The sequence below is a fragment of the Paenibacillus sp. NPDC093718 genome (assembly GCF_050279985.1).
In the GTDB taxonomy this organism is placed as follows: Bacteria; Bacillota; Bacilli; order Paenibacillales; family Paenibacillaceae; genus Paenibacillus_AQ.
In genome coordinates this window covers 73,718-91,628 of record NZ_JBNNUS010000013.1, presented here as the reverse complement: position 1 = coordinate 91,628, position 17,911 = coordinate 73,718, and the positions used below count along the sequence as shown (strand labels likewise).

Genomic DNA, 17,911 nt, shown 5'->3' with positions numbered 1-17,911 from the left:
AACACTGTATTTTTGTTTGGTCAATCAGTTTATATAAACAAAAGCAAATAGTTTAGTTAATAGTCATAAACGTTAATATAAACTCGCAGCGTGATGTTGCTTATTATTCATTGGAATAGTAAACTAAACATACTAAACTTCGATATTTGAAAGAAATGAAATGAGGCTGAAGTGGATTGAAAATGGAGGATATCGCGAAGCTGGCGGGCGTGTCCAAAGCCGCCGTCTCGCTTGCATTAAACGGAAAGCAAGGAATCAGCGTTGAAACGCGCGAAAAAATTATTCAAATTGCGGAGAAAAACGGCTATACCCACAAATCGAGATCGTCATCGGACGAGCCGTCTATCAAATCGCTGACGTTTCTCGCGATTGCCAATTCCGGCATTGTTCTGGAGCAATACTACCAGCAGCCGTTCTTTCGCGAACTGATCCATCATATCGAGGAGAGATGCCGTTTCTACGGCTATTCGCTTATGTTCACTTCGGTATCGCCAGATCAGTTTGCGGAGCAGCTTAAGCTGATTTCGGAGGAAAAGAGAAGCGATGGCGTCATTTTGTTAGGCACCAACCTTGGCCGCGAGCAAATTTCCGACATCGCGGGAGCGATTACGATGCCTCTTGTCGTATTGGACAACTGCTTTGAAACGCTCCCCGTTCATTTTGTATCCATCAATAATGTGCTGGGAGCCTATCAGGCAGGGATACACATTTGCGACAGCGGGCATTCATCCATCGGATATCTGGCATCTCATGTAAGAATTAAAAACTTCGACGATCGCCGGATAGGCTTCGAGTCAGCGCTTCGGGAGCGAGGGCTCGATCCAGGCGATGTGTGCGTCTTCTCGGTCGCGCCGACGATCCTTTCCTCTCAGGAAAACCTGTCGCGGCAGCTTACGGATTATTTGGCCGACAAGAAGCCGATGCCTACGGCTTTTTTCTGCGAGTGCGATTATATCGCGATCAGCGCTGTCAGAACGCTGCAAGAGCTTGGTCTTCGCGTGCCGGAGGATATATCTGTCGTCGGCTTTGACGATATTTCGGAAGCTAGAATCGTCACTCCCGAACTGACCACGGTTCAAGTAGCCAAGGAACGAATGGCCCATCTGGCTGTTGATCTCGTCATACAGTCGGCGACATCGGGCGAGACCGCCGCTTCCAAAGTCATGATCGATACGACGCTCGTACAAAGGAAGTCATCGGCATCTTCCCGAATTGCAATCGGCGAGAGCTGAAGCCAGCAACTCACATAGCCGCGGAAATCGAGTAGGCCTATGCGCATGCGCATAGGCCTCTCACAGATCCGGACGTGCGGGTCAACGCATCCGGCTCCTCCATGCATGCTGTCATACGCATCAGTGGCATTTCTTCGCATTTCCCGGTGGAGCTTTCTCACTTTTCGCCAGCTCCGCAATTGTATCGAACGGAGTCGCCTTCGGATCCAAGCATCCAAGTCTTGAAATCGTTTCAGCACATCACCTGATCTTCTGAAGCGCCTTATGTGTAGCTTGAATGGTCATAGACTCCTCCCGGGCTTTGAGCGCATCAACTTGATTTGACCCATAATGCCATAGGGAAACGTGATATAATCCGGCGTATGCTCCTTGCCTTCGGTCCGAAACGAGCCCCAGCTCGTCACTCGCGATTTGCCTCTCGCCACGTGAAACGGTCCGAACACATTGCGCGGACTGCCCATCACTTCGATCTCCAGCCGATTGTCGCCTTCCGCCAAAAAGCCGGTTATATCGAGACCGTCCGCCGCCCTCCACGGGATGTAGCCGGCCGTTACGCCGTTCACCCTCACTTCCGCAACGACCGCCGATACCTCGCCGAGCTTCAGAAGCGCACGATAATCGGGTTCATGACGATGCTTATAATCCAAATGATAGATTATGCTGCCGCAATAATGATAATAACCTTGCAGGCACCAATCGCCCGCGTGCAGCAGGGCCGGCTCAGCAATGATGCTGCGTTCCGGGCTAATCCCGAAATTGCCGATCACATAGATGTCTTCCATTTCCATATCGTTCGTGTATTCGCAGTCGAGAATCAGCTCATTGATTCCCTTGCGTAAGCCGCTTAGTTTCACGCATGAGATCGAACGATCCATATACCAGCCTTCCGCCTTTGAAGCAAGCTCTTCGCCGTTGCAGCGGATGCGGAATCGTTCCGCCCCCTCGAGCGCGAGGGAAACTTCGCTCTCTGGCACCTCATCGACATGTAACTCGAACCGGAATAGAACCTCCGTCCCATCGTTCGGATGCTCTTCCCCGATCCATTTGTACCGCTGCGTGATGCCATTGTAAAATACTTGCCTCATCCCGAGCGTATCGCGAATATGGCGCTGCGCTTGCCACACCTCCATCCGCTCGGACCAGCTTCCGCCCTGCATCCGGTACCGGCATTGATCGAGCGTCAGCACGTTGGGTATCGACCGGGTGAACCGGAATCTCGGCCCGAACGCCGCATACAAGTCGTTGTCGTTAAACGCTACCGGCACCGGGGCCGGTGCTTGTGCGGCAGGAGCCGCTGTTTCATTAATCATGTACAGCTTCGAGCCGGCCGGTTCGAATGACGCCCGAAACCGCAGCTTGCCTTCGCAGAGCCACGACTCAACTTGATGAACCTCGCCAGTCAGCGCATCCCATTCCTCTACGGTACCGATAACGGCCGTTTCGATCCGCGCGTCATGGCCGCGATTGCGGTCATTGTTAACGATGAACAGCGAGCTGCAGCCTTCAGACTTCCTAAGCATATACAACAAGCCGTCTTCTTCGGTCTCTTGCTGCCCGCGAATGGATACTTGGCGCGATAGGCCCGAGCCATGATCGAGCCAATCCATAACCCCAGCCGTATCCGCGACCGCCGTGAAGTGCGGATGATTCGTCAGCTTCGAGAGATCTTCCGACGTTCGGCCTTCCAACATCATTGGCAATGGCTGCATGGCAACGACGCGGCCTCCCGCCTCCAGAAAAAGCAGCAGCAGCTCATAGGTGGTTCGCAGCATGGTGGAGATGCTTGGCATGACCACCGCCTTGTAGGCCGCCTGTCCGATAATCAGCTTGCCGGGCTTCACTTCGCCGATCTCGCTCATAATCGTCTCGTCTCCAAGGTCGCAATCGTGATGCGCGCCGAGCAACGCCCTGAGCAAACGATTGAACTCGTCTCCGTACCGATTAATGCCGGGGATATCGCGATCCCTGCCCCGGTTCGGCATGCCGTATGGATTGGAGCCAAGCAGCGACCAAGCCGTCGAAGCCGGATGCAGCACGAGGATGTCCCTAACCGCGCGCCCTTCGGTCAACACCGCGCCGAGCCGTGCAAAATAATCCTCGACAACGTGATTGTATTTCCACCAGCTTGTATTGTAATTAAACACCGGCGGATAATCCCGCTTACGGCAACCTTTAATGGAATATAGCGCCAAATGTTGCGAACGGAAGTTGACCCCGAGCGCATATTGCCAGTCGCCGATCCACTTCTGACCCTCGAACGTAAACTCCCATCCGGCGCAGCCATACGTTTCCGTCATCACGCGCTTACGGCCGTATTGATTTGCTACGCTCGTGCACTGCTTCACCGTCATATGCTCATCGGTCGATTCCGTCAACATGTCGATGCCGGGTATATGTTGATACCGGTAATGCGGCATGATGGCGCCGCCGACCCGGGTGCCCAGACCGAGCTTATCCTCCTGCAAATAATGCCCTGTAAACGACAGGCCGTTATTGTCGCACCAATCGTAAATCTGCTTCGAGAACGCGTCGGTGAATTTCTCCGATACGGTGCGCCAATAATCATGGCGAGCCCAGGAAGAGCGGTCGCTGTCAAAGAACAGATGAGGGACTTCCTCCAACAGATCGTAACCGCGCCGGCTCTTGAAGTAATCGGGGAATGAATACGTCCACGGCACCCAGCCGCGTCCTTCCGTAAACCTGCAATGCCGGTCATTGACGCTTGGTTCGTCGGTGAACACGCCTTTGATCGTTTGGCCGAACCGGTCGCCGACCTTAGCCTTGTATACCTCGTACGTCTCGTCGATGAACCGGCGAACGGCCTCTGGATTCATGCTGTCCGGCGGCGCCTGGTCATTAAACCATTCGGAAGGTGCTGACACCTCGACACGAAACACGAGAAGCGCCTCGGCCGCTTCAAGCGTCTTAACCGGCTCCGCAAGCGGCAGGCGCTCACAGCGGTACAACTTCATCTGGTCGATACGCGCCTTGAAGAGCGCCACTGTCCGATCATCGGCTAGGTATGGAGCAGAGGCCGTTCCGCATCTGCCGTCTTGAAGCACCTCTACCGTCAGTCCCTTGGAGCGATACTCGTCGCCGATCGCCGGCACTTTGCCGCCCGCCGTGCCGGAAGGCCAACGATCCTCGTCGTACAGCCATGCCTCCATGCCGAGCTGCTCTGCCTTCATAACCGAAGCTTCGACCGCTTCCATCCATTCCTCTCCCAGATACTCGGTTTCCAGTCCGTCCCTCGCATGCATAAAGAAGCCGCCGATTCCTTGCTCCTTCATCCCTTCGATTTGCCGCATCAATTCATCAACATCCAGCTTGTCGTTCCATGCCCAGAAGGGCGCGGACCTCGCTTCTACAGGCGGTTCCGCAAACTGCTTGCGCAGCATAGCCAAGTCGCTCATCTTGCCAACTCCTCCCCATCAAGCAACGTAGGATTGCTTCGAAGCAGCTCGGGAACGGCCTCCGCATTCCCCCCGACAAAGGCTGTAAGCATGCGCCAAACGTCGTTGCCCGCGCCGCCGCTGAACGGGACTTCCTTATCTGTTTTCAGTGTGTCCGGTTGTACAAGCTTCCTCATCGATTCATCCGCCTCCTTAATCAGCTTAATAGGTTCATCACTTCGAGCATTCTTGTTGATTTGTGCGCGTGAACAAAAATCAGCAGCCAGAGCCTTGCGGCCTAGCTGCTGTGTTTGTTGCAAGGTGAGTAGGACCCTGAATTAATTAGGCTTCAATAGCGCTTGTTCCTGAACCGCCTCCATCAGCGCGACAGCGCTCCCTTCTTGTTGGCGCCGTCATATAGCCAATCCAGCGTTCGGGAGCTTTCGCTGAACGGCGATACGTCCCGCTCCTTCAGCTCCTGATCGGCGGCGATGACGCCGAGCACCGCATAGGCTCCTATGCCCAGGTTCAGCATATGGCTTCCGGCCTCGTACAGAAAAGCGTGAACGTTAACGCTCGGGTAGAAGGAGGTCTTGATTCCTTTGCGCAATACGGGAGATAAGCCTCCCCGTTCATCCGCATGCGTATTCTCGTCCAGGGTCGGCACCTGAAGCCATTGCGGGTCGGAGGAATTGAAATAGCCGACTAGCACGCGAACCGGCGTCTCCGTCTCGAACTCGACGGCCATTCCGCCCTTCGCCGCTTCCGCGCGGCTGAACCGGACGCCGGTCAAGCCTTCGAGCTCCTCGGCGCAGTTCTGCACGTATACCTCGCCGTCGGTGAAGAGCAAGCTGTCCTTCGACAGCGTATACGTCTCCATGCCGGTGGATTTCAGCCTGAAGTCGGCTTCCCGGTACGGCTCGATCTTCACTTCTCCGCTTACCCGCGATGGCAGCTTTCCGGCCTTCAAGTCATTCACGCTGGCTCTAAAGCCTGCGAGCTCTTCCTCGTAAATCGGGAGGCAGTCCGTCCAATGCTTAAATTTCCGGCCGTCGGGCACCGGAATTTTACGGTGCGCCGTCAGCATGCTGTTCGCGTACAGGTACGTGTTCTTAGTCAGCTCCGTCAGCTTGCGGTACCAATCCACGCTCTCCTGCAAATAAGGAACGGCTTCCTCCAACAGATTCGTATGTTCCAGGTAGTTGCCGTTCACCGTGTGTTTGTACGCCAGCACTTGGACGGCGGCTCGCACCTTGGCGCCGTAGAAGCGCACCATGTACAGAATCGCTTCCACGTCGCTCGCGATTCGGTCGAATTCTTCCCTATTGTCTGTAACATGAGAGCTTGCGCGCTGAATCGCCGTCCAGGCTTGCTCCGCAAACCGCTCGGCCGATTCGATAACGTCGATCGGCGTCTCCCCGATGTGCGGTTCATCCGCCAGCTCTCGCTGGACATACAATTCGAGCCGCTCGCCTTGCGGCGCGTGATCCTCCCACAGCGCTCGATACGGGGAATAACGGTCGGGATTGGTCAATTGGCTCATCGTCATCCCAAGCGACAGTGTCTGCCGGTTGCCCTCAGTAATGCCGAAGCGGCGAAGGAGCCTCGGCGCACACTCGCCAAAAGCGTCATAGGCTTCCAACAGCGCAGCGCCCGCTTCCCTTGACCCGAACAGCGAAGCCAACTCCTCTATCCAATAGTGGCGTTCCGTCTCCGGATCGCGGTCAGGGTTCCATGCATAACGCGCCCATGCGGCATACCACATCCAATCCCGCTCCGCCTGCTTCAGCCTTGGCGTCGTCTTGTCGCCGCTATATGGCCAATCCCAGAAGAAGAGCGGGTAAAGGTGCAGCCCGTTCGCCTTCTGCCGATCCTTTGCCGCTTGCATGCTTTTCTGAATGAAGGCGGGCGAGCCGTAGCGGAATGGCTCCAGATTCGCGAGCACGTGGACGTTGACGATATGAACCGACTGCATCCCGCTCAGATTGTTATGGGTATGCTTCCAGCCGCCTCGCGGCGTCCAGGTCGTGAGCGACTCGCCGTTATACTTGGCTTCGGTGAATAAATTCGGGTAATGCGAAATCGCCTTCTCGATAATCGGCTCCGCCTTAACCGCGTGCGCGCGGAGGATGATCGGCGGACGTTCCTTCACCTTCAGATCCCGGAGGCCTTCGTTAACGCCTGCCAGAATCGTGTCCGTGAACCATTCGGCGCCGTACACGTCTCCCTGCATCGCCTCGCCCAGGCACAGCATGAGCCCGACGCTCGGGTAGGACCTGACGAATTCCGCGATCGATTTGCGGGTGTAATCGGCGGTGATCGGAAGCGGTTTCGGCTGATGAAGCTCCAAGCCGTGTTTTTCCGCGAACGGCAGCGGGATATGGATGTTGTAGAAATTCAGCACGACCCAGATGCCTCGTTTGTCCGCTTCTTCCGTCAGCCAGCCGAACGTCTCGACGTTGAGGCTGTACTCCTCTTCCGTCACTTCCAGCGCCTCCGGATAATCCTTAAGCTTCACCAAGGAGGAGAACGGATGGGCCGACCAGATGTATACGATATTGCTCCGCTGCGCGCAGAGCATGTCCAGGTATTCCGTCCACAACGCCTTGTCGTAGAACCAAGGGAAGCGATCCGGCGTAATCGGGTACTCGTAGGTGCGGCGCGGAGGCTCGATTTCCGTCTTTTGCAGACCGAGCACCGGGCCGCGGATGACAAACTTCGGCGTTTCGCCATGCGCAAGCAAATCAGGAACCCGTCCCGCGCGGCGAACCCGTTCGGCCAGCTCCTGGGCTCCGTACAAGGCGCCGGTATCGTTGCCGCCCGAAACGACGATCAGATTTCCCGGCAGCGTGGCGATGTAGAAGCCTTCCTTGCCCGGCTCCTCCGAATGATAGAGAAGAACTTCCTGATGCTCCAGCGAATGGATAAATTCCGACTCTTCCCGGTTGCCGACGAAAATTTTGAGCTCCGGCGATTTCCGGTAGGTCAAGGAGCTCCACTCCCCGTCCGCTGTCTCCGTCTCATAACCGCATGCTTCCAAGGCATCCCTAAGGAGCTTCAAGCCGTAAACCATCCGAGGCGATGCTTGATCCTGAATCCCTAATCTGATTTTATTCATGTCGATCCTCCGTTTTCTATTTATTCTCTAACGATAGCCACGTCGATTGTAGCCAAGGATAGATATTCCGTCCGCTAACCTCGTGGGCGCCGGGGAAAATATCGGATTGCAGTCTATGCTCCGCCCCTTCGTCCCGGTAGATGTTCCGCAGAATCTCGACGGCTTCGCGAACGGAGCCGGCAGGGAAGATCGGGTCGTTCTCGCCGGATTCGACGAACAGCGGACGCGGCGCAATGAGCCCGACCCAATCGGGCAGCTCGGCATATTCAAGCACGCCTGGAATGTAATTATCGATGCAGTGGTTAATCGACAAAATGCTTCCTTTATAGGTGCTGGTGAATCCACAAAGGACAGCGGCGTTGATCCGCTCGTCGATTGCGGCCGCGTAAGCCGCGAGCAACCCTCCACCCGAGAAACCCATGCAGCCGATTGCCCGAGGATCGGCCTCCGCCCGCATCGCAAGGTAATCGAGCGTCCTGATCGCTTCATAGACGCGCAAGCCCGCAAGGGACATGCCGTGCATGAGCAGTTGTCCCGTTAAGGAATTGCAAGAGCTGCGTTCTTTGCCGGGAACGGTATCGCGGAGCAGCCTGCGGTCGCCAAAGCCGATCATTTCCGGCGCAGCGACGATATGGCCCTGCCGCGCAAGCTCCAAGGCGAATCGGTTATGTCCGCCTTTCGTCACGCTCATCGTCCCGTCAGGCGCAAACCCCGCAACCTCCCGGCTTCCGTAGCCGTGTCCATGCAGCGCAAGCATGCCGGGAAGCTTGCCAGAAGAATTCCCGGGCAGCTCCCAAGTCAGACTGCTTTCTTTTGGAATGAGAACGTAGACCGGCATGCGAAGACCGGTCACCGTTCCGATCTCGACGCGCTCCCGGACATAATCGTCATACTCCGTTCGTTCCAGGAGAATTGGATCGAGCGGCGCTCGCATTTCCTCGAACGGAACAAGCGCTGCTCGCAGATGTTCCTTCTGAAGCGCTTTCCGCTCTTCGCGGCCAAGCTCGGATTGCTTCTTTCTTGCCGCTGCGGACCGTTCATATAAAGCTTCCATAAATTTGTCGGGATTCCACATGCCGTAAACTCCTTTCCCAAATAGGCGCTATCGCAGGACGTACGAACGTAATGCCCTATTGAATCGAGTCAAGCACCGTCATACGCTTGTAACGTAACAGCTTCACCCATAGGGTAAGTTCAAAGCAGCTGTTAATTATAGTTGGAGGTGTCTTTTTTTATGACGTATTCTGTTGAAGCAAAAGAGTTTATATTTGAAGACGATCGCCCCTTCGCGAGCTGTCACGCATCCACGCTGGTTGTCCTGCCGGATGGCGACGTGCTGGCCGCCTGGTTCGGCGGCTCCCGCGAGAGCGCTCCCGACGTGGCAATCTGGACGGCGCGCAGAACGTCCGGCGGGTGGTCCGCTCCGGTCAAAGTCGCGGACGAAGAAGGCCATCCGCATTGGAATCCCGTTCTCTATCTCAGACCTGACGGCAAGCTGCTGCTCTTCTACAAGGTTGGCGCCCGCGTTGCCGAATGGCACACCCGCATCACCCGTTCGGACGATAACGGCCATTCCTGGTCCGAGCCCAAGGAGCTCGTGCCCGGCGACATCGGCGGACGGGGACCTGTCAAGAACAAGCCGATCGCGCTTCGGAACGGCGCACTGCTCGCTCCGAATTCGCTTGAGCCCGCATGGGACGCTTTTATCGATATTTCCCACGATCAGGGCGATACGTGGACGCAAACGGCGATCGTTCCCCTCGATCACGGGAAGCTGAGGCTGAAAGGCATCATCCAACCGACGCTGTGGGAGTCGGAGGACGGCTCCGTCCACCTGCTGGCACGGAGCACCGAAGGCGCTATGTACCGCAGCGATTCGCAGGACGGCGGCCTCACTTGGTGCGAGGCTTATCCGACCGATATGCCGAACAACAACAGCGGCTTCGATCTTGCGCGGTTATCGGACGGAACGCTTGCCATGGCCTACAACCCGACCGTACCGCGCGAGGACGATCCGAAGGGAAAAGGTCCCCGCACTCCGCTCGTGCTTCGGTTATCCCGCGACGACGGCGCGACATGGGGCGAAGAGCTTCCACTCGATTCGGGCATCAGTCAATATTCGTACCCCGCGGTCGTCGCCCATGGCAACAACATTTATATTAGCTACACATGGAGAAGGGAGCGAATCGCTTTCTACCATATCGTCGTGAAAGAATAGCCAACGATTGCTCCCGAAATCAACCCCTTATATAACGGCCGCGCGCACCTCTTCGGGATTCCAGCCGTCGCGGCCTTCCAGTACGCTTCGTACCGTCAATGCCGACGCCTCTTCTTCCGTCAAATATCTGGCCCAATCTACGCGTGCCGCCGACTCCGCTCCCGGTCCCACGCTTCCGTATTCCGCATACCGCGCCGTCTTTTCCTTCGCTGGATCGCGCCAGTTGTCCCAGCCTTCCGGACGGATATGGCTTCCCATCCACGTATTAACGAAAATCGCGCTTCCGTGCGGCCTCCAAGGCCGGCCGAGACTGACGGTCGCGGGAGGCGCGGCTCCGGTTAGCCTGCAGTTCAGAAAGACGTAGCCGTAAGGCTGCGATTCATCCGTAGAAGCCGCCGTCACATAGCCGTTATGACGATCGAGACTATGAAGCTCGCAATCCTTGAACACGGCTGTCGCAGAACCGAATATGAAGTCGACGTGTCCCTCGATATAGCAGCTGTCGTAAAATTGTCTGCCGTTGCCCGGCGTATACAGCGTATCCTGATGGCCTAGCATCGCTACGTTCCGGAAGACCGCGCGATCTCCCTCCACATGCAGCGCAAGCGCCTGCCCCCGCTTCTCCAGCCTGCTGGCTGAATTAGCGAAGGTTATATTTTCAGCATAAAAATCTTCTGCCAATATCGTGAAGCTTGGCGTATCGAACGTCGTCATTTTCGTGCCGTCCGGCTTCAGGGTCGACACGGAATCGTCATAGACGATGACGGCTCCGTCCCGGCTTTCTCCCAACAAGCTCAACTTGGTTTTGCTTGATGGAACCGTTATTTTCTCCTTGTAATGCCCGTTTTTCACGACAATCAACGTGCGTTCGACGGCATGATCCGGCGCTGCCGCGATCGCTTCCGCAACCGTACGGAAATCTCCGTTTCCGGATTGATCAACTACGTACTTTCGCATGTGGGGCCCCCTCCTTCAAGATACCGGCTGTGCGCAAGCCTTCCGCAATGATGTTCCTCGCCTCTTCGCCTACAGGCCGGACCGGCAAACGAGGCGAGCCGACTTCGATTCCCAGCTGGCTCAGAATCTCCTTAAGCCCTGACGGCACCGTTCCGAACTGCATCAGCTTGCGGACGACCGCGATGTCGGCTTGCGATTTCGCGGCTTCCTCCAGCCGCCCTTCCTGCCAGTGTTTATAAATCGAGACGACCGTTTCGGGAGCGACGTTGGCGGAGGCTGCAATAGCCCCGGCGCCCCCTGCAAGCAAGGTCGACAAAATGAACGAATCCGTACCGGCCAGAACCGCAAAGTCGGGACCCGATTGTTGAATCAGCTGAAGCACATGCTCGTAATTGCCGCTTGAATCCTTTACGCCGACGATATTGGCAATGCCGGATAACGATGCCACGGTTGCCGCTTCCAGCATAATGCCCGTGCGCGCAGGTATGTTATAGAGAACGATCGGCAAATTCGTCGAGCCTGCCGCCGCTTCGAAGTGGCTGCGAAGCTCCGATTGGTTCAATGGAACGAAGTGAGGCGTAATAACGGATAAAATATCGGCGCCCGCTTCCTCCAATTTGCGCGACAAACGAAGCGTCTCTGCTGTCGTAATCGCGCCGGATCCCGCATAGAGCGGAACGGCTCCGCCGATCTCGTCGGCCGCGATTCGGACAAGCTCAATCTTCTCGTCTTCCGTTAGCGCAAAAAATTCGCCGTTCGTCCCGAGCACGAATATGCCGTGCGCCCCCGCTTGAAGCAGACGCCGAATCATCGAGCGGACGACGGGCTCGTTAAGGCGCCCCTCCTGGTCGAATGGCGTCACCATTGCGGGTATAATGCCGTGCGGTCTAATCATATACGATGAACTCCTTTGCCCTGTTTTTGGTTTTCGCCACTAGTGGCCGCTTCGCGGAAGCGAAGCGCATGATGCAGCACTTCCGAAATAACCCAAGAGGGATTCCAGGTGTTGGATCTGCCTCTTCCTTGGAAGTTGGACTGGAAGAACCCTTCCGCTTGTTCCCCGACGACGGTGAAGCCCCACTCGCCCGGCTTGGTGCAAATGCCTTGGCCGAGTGCGCCAAAGATCGTGCGCGCCAAGCGCACGTACGTCTCGTTGTCGGTCATGAGGCCGAACTGCCACAGCTCGAAGGTAGGGAAAAAGACGTCGAGATGATGGTTCTGCACACTCACCCCGGGCCAGCCGACAGCCTGGAAGCCGCTTTCCCTGAACGCCGTGCCGCGATCGTAAGCCGGGTTCCACATATACACGTAGGTAAGCTGCCAATCCGCGGCGATCTCCGCCCAATTGCGGAAATGAGATTCCCCGGTCAGACGGAAGAGCTCGAAGGCCGCGATGAAGAAAAACATGCCCGCTTCCTTGTCCTCGCATCTTGCGTCAAGCGTAGATCTGGCGAACGGCCGTTCAAAGGTTTCGGCATGCAGCGCGTAATAGCGCTCCATGCTGGCGCTGGCGGCGTCAAGATACGTCCGCGCGCCCGTCACCTGCCAGGCTTTGATTAACGCGATCAGGCATGGAATGCCGGCGGCCGTAATCTCCGTGTCCGCGGCGCTGCCGTCCGGCTTAAAGGCGGAAGGGAATATGCCTGAAGGCAATATGGCCCCCAATATAAAATCCGCGGATTGTTCGAGCGCGGCCGTCCAAGCGGAAGGAACCCGCTCCCCCCGGCTGCGGAACAGCATGATGATATCGGCGAGGTCGCTGACGGTTTCGCCGAAGGCGCGGCTCGAGATGACGGGCTCCTGCTGCCAGCGGAAATTTTCCCACCGGCCATCCGACAAATGATACGCGGCGTTCCTGAGTCCGGGCACCGAAGTGCCGCTCTCGCGGAGATAAAAGTCGACGGCTTTCCTGCATCGCTCGATACGCTCGGGCGATTGACCGTCGAAGCCCAAAGACGCGTCGCACCAAGCCAGCTTCAAGCATTGTCCGGTCCAGCCGTACATGTAGTGAAGCCCGTGCTTCTTCGACACGAGCCCGAACGAATTCCGGTCGTTGAACTTCACGTAGCCGGCTGACCGGTCCGTCTCCCGCCACCGGTCATCCATGGCCGCCGTCTTGAGCCGAATCAGTTCATCCAGCGATAGCGGATCGGCGCCCTGCGGATCGTACAGCCGAACGGCGCGGTGAACGGCCTTCGAGAAAGCCTGGCCGGGCTTCTCTTGCGGACCCCATTCCAAAGCATAGCTCTTCTCGAGCGCAAAGCCCGGGGCAAAATCGGTATAGCCGCCGGAGTACGGCTCGATTTGGCTCTTGCTCACATACACGATGTCCTTCTTGCCATTGAACATCAGAACGCCGCTCATCGCCGCAACGGCTATGCTTCCATCACGCTGATAAGCGCCAAGCGAGCCATAATGGACGACGCCTTCCGAATCCTCGATATAGGACGGAAGCGAGAACATCGAAAAATATCGCTCGCCGGAGTTTTCCTCGTTCCACTCGACGTTCACGCATGGGATCGGGAGCCGATGCTCCTCGCAAATAAAGCCCTTGCCCTCGCCGATGCCGAGATGCGGCACAAGCCTGGAGGGATCCGCCGACGGGTTGTTGTTGTAGATCATATGGGGGATCGTCACGTTTTCCTTGCCGCGGGAGGCGAGCTCCCATTCGAGCCCGACCGCGGCGTCGCATAGCGTGCGATCGGAACGATTCTCCCATATGGCGCATACCCGAAGCAGCCCTTCCGCATCGAACTTCAGTTCCAATGCGAGGATCAGCTCCCCGCCGTCCGCCTCGATCCGCAGCGTGCCGCCATGCTGCTCGATTCGCGCGGCATGTAGCCGAAGCCGCTCTTCACGCCATGGACGTCCCTCCGAGTAAACCGCCATAAGTCCCAGCTTATTGCTGAAATAAGGCTCGGAGTCGCCTTCGCGGGACAATTGGATATAAACATCGTTGTCCGACTGCCATACATCCACGCTTCGGCGCTCGGCCGGACTCGTTATACGATAAGCGTTCATTTCCAGCGCTCTCCTTCCGATTTCCGTTCTGCCGCCCGGTTGGACGGTGAAGTCTTCGCCATTCTACGCCGACGCTTGCTCCTTCTCCGGTTCGTCCTGCTCCGCGCCTTCGCCGATTTTGCGCAAACGGAGCGCGTAGTAGAGCTCTCCGGGCAGCTTGATCTGGAACCGTTGCTGATACGTTTGGTCCAGCCGTTCGATCGTCATATTCCATGTATCGATAATATCCACCGCGAATTCGCCTGTCTGCATCCCGAAGTCGCGCGACGAGAACCGGTGCGGTCCGAAATATTGCAAATAATATTCGCCCCGCTTCTCGAGGGTCGAGGCATCGTGTCGCTGCCTGCTGTATGTCAGATAGCCTGGCGCATCCTCCAGCAGACCGCGCAGGAAGGCGATCCGCTCCACGCTCTCGCCGAGCAGCTCGCCGCCGTGAACCGACCAGCTTGTTCCGTCCGGCCTGCGAAGCGATTCCCCATGCGCCGCGAAGCCGCCGCGGGACAGGCCTTCCCAAATTCGGTACACCATGTCTTCCGAGGTCAGCGCTTCCCTAGGCTCCGCACCAATACCTTCGCGGCCGCAATCGTCAATGACGATCGGCTTCTCGTATTGCAGCGTGAAGTCGGAGGCAAGCATCACGTCCTCCTGACGGAGGCTGACATGCGTCAGCCAGGGAACGCCCCAATCGAAAGCGGAAGGCGTGCCATGGATCGAGCACAGATGATGACCGTAATCGCATTCGCGAAGCGTCTGGAAATAAGCGCGCCAATCGACTTCCCGCCTCCGCGTTCCGTCGCCCAGGTCTGCCATCGTCCACCATACGTTGCGATAAGCGGCCAACCGGGAAACCGCATAACGGATATAACGCTCTTCCTGCTCCGGGGTCAACCGAATGGAGCCTTCAAGGTCCATGGAGGCCGGGAATAGGATCAGTTCCGCTTCCACGCCAATGCGGGACAAACTCTCCACGCAGGCTTCCAGCTTCGCGAAATAAGCCGGCTCGAAGCAATCGCCGTCCGGCTGGCCGTCCTGGCGAATGGCAAACGGAGATATAACCGTCTCGCCGTTCCCCGCATGACCCGCCTGCGGGACAACGCTCATCCGCGCTTTGTTGAAGGGCGATGCTATCAGCGTCCGGATCGTCCGGTCGCGGCTCGATTCGTCCTGCACATGCCAGGCCTCAAGCAGCGTTCCGAACGGCGTATACGGCTTGCCGTCCGCATAAGCGAACAGCGTCGCGTTCGATACGCTCACCGGTCCGTGATTATCGGCCCCCGCCGGCAGGCAATGGAATTGTCCGGCGTATCCTCCGGCTGGGGCGGACGCGCCTTCGATGCGAAACGACCATTCCCCCTCCTCGTCCGGCATGAACCGGATCAATAGTCTGCCTTCGCCGTCGTAGAAACCTTCTGCCACGAAATGACGATCCTCTTTGCTGAATTCAGCCCACAGGCCGGAGTCCGCGAACAGCCCGTCGTCCTCGCGCCCCTTCAGTTGCAGCTCGAATATGCCAAATCGCTCTACTTCTTTTTTATATTGAATCACGCCGTTCCCTCCCCTCAAACTGCTTGCGCGCGCAAGGCGGTATAAGGTCTAGCCGGCAATGCCAAGTCGCTCTGCCCCGTGAAAGTGCCATCAAGCGGCGTTATCGTCATCTCCCAAATATCGATGAGCTCGATCCGGTATTCCCGGTCTTGGGACAGCGGGAGCTTATAGGACGAAAGCCGGTATTTGCCCAAGTACAGAAGCGCATAGCCGCCTTCCTCGCGAGCCTGCATCCAATCCTCCGGACCTTCCTCCATCACTTGGCGCAGGAATCGGATCCGCTCCGGACTTTCACCGTACATCTTGCCGCCGCTCGATATCCAGGCTCTTGTCGGCTTGTTCTCGAAGCATTCGCCATGGGCGACGAAGCCGCCTTTGGTCAGCCCCTCCCAATAGCGGTGGATCAACTCGAGCCCCGTAATGTTCCCCCATCGCTTGGCGACGTTGCCCTCGTAGGAAATTTCGTCGACGACGATCGGCTTGCGAACGGCTTCCCGCCATTCGGTGGTCGGACTAGTATCCCAATGCTGGATGCTCTGGTGCGTGAGCCACGACTTGGAGAAATCGTACAAGGACGATTGTTCGTACATTTTGGTGCCGTTATGAATCGACCGCAGCCGCTGGTACGGATCCTTCCGCTGCACGTATTGCAGCAGCCGGTCCCAATCCTCGATCGTCTTCATCTTGTTGAAATCGTATTCGTTCGACAGCGACCACCAGACATTGCGGTACGCGCCAAGACGGGCGATGACGTATCGCAGATAGTAGAAATCCTGTTCGCGCGACATGCTGTTGAAGCCCCAGCCGCCTTGCTTGTCGTAGGGATGGAACAGAATCAGGTCGGCTTCCACTCCGAGCTTCATCAAGTCGCCGATCCGCTCCTCCAGATGGGCGAAGAACGCCGGATTGAACCGGGTCGTATCCGCATCCTCCGGGCATGTCCCCGCGAAGGCGACCATCTCCGGACGCATATCCCGCGTAGGGAGCAGGCACATCCTGACTTTATTGAACGGGGACTGCCCGAGCTCTCCCAGCGTTTGCAGCTCATGCTCTTTGCTCCCCGTATGCGTCCAGTGATAACAGGTCGTGCCGAACGGCATATATGGCGTGCCGTCCTCGAATGCAAACAAATAACCGTCCTTGACTCTTACCGGCCCGTGATTTCCTTCCGACGGCGATGTGCAGAGGAAGCTTCCCGTCGCGCCGTCCAGCTCAGACGTGCCGCTCTTTGTGACGTATCGCCACGTCCCTTCCCGATCCGGCATGAACCGGACCCGATAGATCCCGTCCCCGTCATAGAATCCTTCCACCTCGACCCGATCGTTGCGGTATTCGAAGGTCGCCGACACGGCGACCTCCTCGAACGGATTGCCTGCCGAAGGACCGGATAAAGCAACCTCGAATATTCCCCAGCGTTCCACTTCCTGCATTCCCATTAGCGTACTAGCACTCCCTTCCATTCGTTGTTATTCCACAAGGCCGGTCCGCTCGACGCCTTCGGTGAACCAGCGCTGCGTAAAGAGGTACAGCAATAGCGGCGGCATGACCGCGAGAAACGACTTCGCCATGTCGAGCGACTGGGCGAACAACTGCCCTTCCTCCGTCGAAATGTCTCCCGTCGCCTTCACCAGCGCGATGGAGAGCGGAACGTCCTGCATCTTGAACAGGAACATCATCGGAAAATAACTGTCGTTCCAGCTCCAGACGAAAGAGAACAGGAATACGACGACAATCGCCGGCGTTGCGATCGGCAGCATAACCTTGAAGAAGACTCTGTACAGACTTGCGCCGTCGATCTTCGCCGCTTCCTCCAGCTCCTTCGGCAGAATGGAGAAAAATTGGCGGTAAATGATGACGTATAGCGCGCCCTTCAGGCCGTGCCCGAACAAAGCCGGGATCAGCATCGGGAAGTACGTATCGATCCAGCCGACTTCCCGGTACATAATAATCAGCGGCAGCACCGTGACCTGCGGCGGGATGACGAAGGCGAAGATCAAGCACACGAACCAGAAGCGCTTGAACGGAAACTTTACCCTGGCGAACGCGTATCCGGCCATCGCGCAGGCGACGAGCTGAAAGAGCGTCGCCCCGATCGACAGTCCAAAGCTGATGCCAAACGAAGTCGGGTAGTTCAGCAGCCTCCACGCCTCTTTCAGATGCCCCCAAAAAATCTCCTTCGGTATCCAGTTCACGGTCGGATCCAACAAATCGCCGAGGCCTTTCACCATGGTGGATACCATATATAAAATAGGATTGAGATACAGATAAGCCGTTTCAATCAGCACGATGTAAATAAATACGCGAAACAGCAATCCCTTATCGGCTTCCCGCCCGAGCAGCAGCAATCGAAGACGCTCGAGCAATCCAACCTGGCTGAACCGCTGCTGCCGCTGCCTTAGGACATTCCAAACTTTCTCCATCCTTCTCT

The 17,911-nt window shown here is 57.0% G+C and carries 12 protein-coding genes; 2 read left to right on the top strand and 10 right to left on the bottom strand.

Translation table 11 applies throughout. From position 1 onward, the window contains the following. Positions 1-176 precede the first annotated feature (176 nt). Positions 177-1,232, top strand: a complete 1,056-nt coding sequence (locus ACQKPA_RS29075) for a LacI family DNA-binding transcriptional regulator (RefSeq protein WP_427495875.1) — start codon at positions 177-179, stop codon at positions 1,230-1,232. A gap of 281 nt (positions 1,233-1,513) precedes the next feature. Here ACQKPA_RS29075 and ACQKPA_RS29070 read toward each other — a convergent pair whose 3' ends face one another. The 4 genes from ACQKPA_RS29070 to ACQKPA_RS29055 all read right to left on the bottom strand — a co-directional run bounded on the left by ACQKPA_RS29070 (position 1,514) and on the right by ACQKPA_RS29055 (position 8,817). Beyond that, positions 1,514-4,645, bottom strand: coding sequence for a glycosyl hydrolase (locus ACQKPA_RS29070; protein WP_427495874.1), 3,132 nt, complete (start codon positions 4,643-4,645; stop codon positions 1,514-1,516). Next, a complete protein-coding gene (locus ACQKPA_RS29065) occupies positions 4,642-4,821 on the bottom strand; it encodes a hypothetical protein (RefSeq protein ID WP_427495873.1) in 180 nt (59 codons plus the stop codon). The genes ACQKPA_RS29070 and ACQKPA_RS29065 overlap by 4 nt, the downstream gene beginning before the upstream one ends. A 182-nt stretch (positions 4,822-5,003) precedes the next feature. Next, positions 5,004-7,742: a hypothetical protein gene (locus ACQKPA_RS29060; RefSeq protein WP_427495872.1), complete on the bottom strand. Its 2,739-nt coding sequence runs from the start codon at positions 7,740-7,742 to the stop codon at positions 5,004-5,006. 16 nt (positions 7,743-7,758) lie between these two features. Then, positions 7,759-8,817: a dienelactone hydrolase family protein gene (locus tag ACQKPA_RS29055; protein ID WP_427495871.1), complete on the bottom strand. Its 1,059-nt coding sequence runs from the start codon at positions 8,815-8,817 to the stop codon at positions 7,759-7,761. Positions 8,818-8,976: 159 nt separating this feature from the next. On the opposite strand from ACQKPA_RS29055, the gene ACQKPA_RS29050 reads away from it, so the two are divergent. After that, positions 8,977-9,960 (top strand): sialidase family protein, encoded by a 984-nt coding sequence (locus tag ACQKPA_RS29050; RefSeq protein WP_427495870.1) that lies wholly within the window; start codon positions 8,977-8,979, stop codon positions 9,958-9,960. 27 nt (positions 9,961-9,987) lie between these two features. Here the strand turns inward: ACQKPA_RS29050 and ACQKPA_RS29045 are convergent, their stop codons facing one another. The 6 genes from ACQKPA_RS29045 to ACQKPA_RS29020 all read right to left on the bottom strand — a co-directional run bounded on the left by ACQKPA_RS29045 (position 9,988) and on the right by ACQKPA_RS29020 (position 17,903). Beyond that, entirely contained in the window at positions 9,988-10,917 is a 930-nt protein-coding gene (locus ACQKPA_RS29045; RefSeq protein WP_427495869.1) for a pectinesterase family protein, read from the bottom strand. Continuing rightward, the gene (dapA, locus tag ACQKPA_RS29040; protein ID WP_427495868.1) at positions 10,898-11,812 is read right to left on the bottom strand and encodes a 4-hydroxy-tetrahydrodipicolinate synthase; all 915 of its coding nucleotides are present in this window, start codon (positions 11,810-11,812) and stop codon (positions 10,898-10,900) included. The genes ACQKPA_RS29045 and dapA overlap by 20 nt, the downstream gene beginning before the upstream one ends. Beyond that, complete coding sequence (locus tag ACQKPA_RS29035; RefSeq protein ID WP_427495867.1) at positions 11,809-13,938, bottom strand: hypothetical protein; 2,130 nt, start codon at positions 13,936-13,938, stop codon at positions 11,809-11,811. Before ACQKPA_RS29035 ends, dapA begins: the two co-directional genes overlap by 4 nt. Positions 13,939-14,001: 63 nt before the next feature. Continuing rightward, positions 14,002-15,483, bottom strand: coding sequence for a DUF5605 domain-containing protein (locus ACQKPA_RS29030; RefSeq protein ID WP_427495866.1), 1,482 nt, complete (start codon positions 15,481-15,483; stop codon positions 14,002-14,004). Positions 15,484-15,497: 14 nt separating this feature from the next. After that, positions 15,498-16,919, bottom strand: a complete 1,422-nt coding sequence (locus ACQKPA_RS29025; protein WP_427495865.1) for a DUF5060 domain-containing protein — start codon at positions 16,917-16,919, stop codon at positions 15,498-15,500. A 30-nt stretch (positions 16,920-16,949) separates the two neighbouring features. Beyond that, positions 16,950-17,903, bottom strand: coding sequence for a carbohydrate ABC transporter permease (locus ACQKPA_RS29020; protein ID WP_015735271.1), 954 nt, complete (start codon positions 17,901-17,903; stop codon positions 16,950-16,952). Positions 17,904-17,911 lie beyond the last annotated feature (8 nt).

Bases quoted from the DNA above. Each gene is read 5' to 3' on its own strand.
- ACQKPA_RS29070 (WP_427495874.1), bottom strand. From the start codon at position 4,645: ATGAGCGACTTGGCTATGCTGCGCAAGCAGTTTGCGGAACCGCCTGTA.
- ACQKPA_RS29065 (WP_427495873.1), bottom strand. From the start codon at position 4,821: ATGAGGAAGCTTGTACAACCGGACACACTGAAAACAGATAAGGAAGTC.
- ACQKPA_RS29060 (WP_427495872.1), bottom strand. From the start codon at position 7,742: ATGAATAAAATCAGATTAGGGATTCAGGATCAAGCATCGCCTCGGATG.
- ACQKPA_RS29055 (WP_427495871.1), bottom strand. From the start codon at position 8,817: ATGTGGAATCCCGACAAATTTATGGAAGCTTTATATGAACGGTCCGCA.
- ACQKPA_RS29050 (WP_427495870.1), top strand. From the start codon at position 8,977: ATGACGTATTCTGTTGAAGCAAAAGAGTTTATATTTGAAGACGATCGC.
- ACQKPA_RS29045 (WP_427495869.1), bottom strand. From the start codon at position 10,917: ATGCGAAAGTACGTAGTTGATCAATCCGGAAACGGAGATTTCCGTACG.
- dapA (WP_427495868.1), bottom strand. From the start codon at position 11,812: ATGATTAGACCGCACGGCATTATACCCGCAATGGTGACGCCATTCGAC.
- ACQKPA_RS29035 (WP_427495867.1), bottom strand. From the start codon at position 13,938: ATGAACGCTTATCGTATAACGAGTCCGGCCGAGCGCCGAAGCGTGGAT.
- ACQKPA_RS29025 (WP_427495865.1), bottom strand. From the start codon at position 16,919: ATGGGAATGCAGGAAGTGGAACGCTGGGGAATATTCGAGGTTGCTTTA.
- ACQKPA_RS29020 (WP_015735271.1), bottom strand. From the start codon at position 17,903: ATGGAGAAAGTTTGGAATGTCCTAAGGCAGCGGCAGCAGCGGTTCAGC.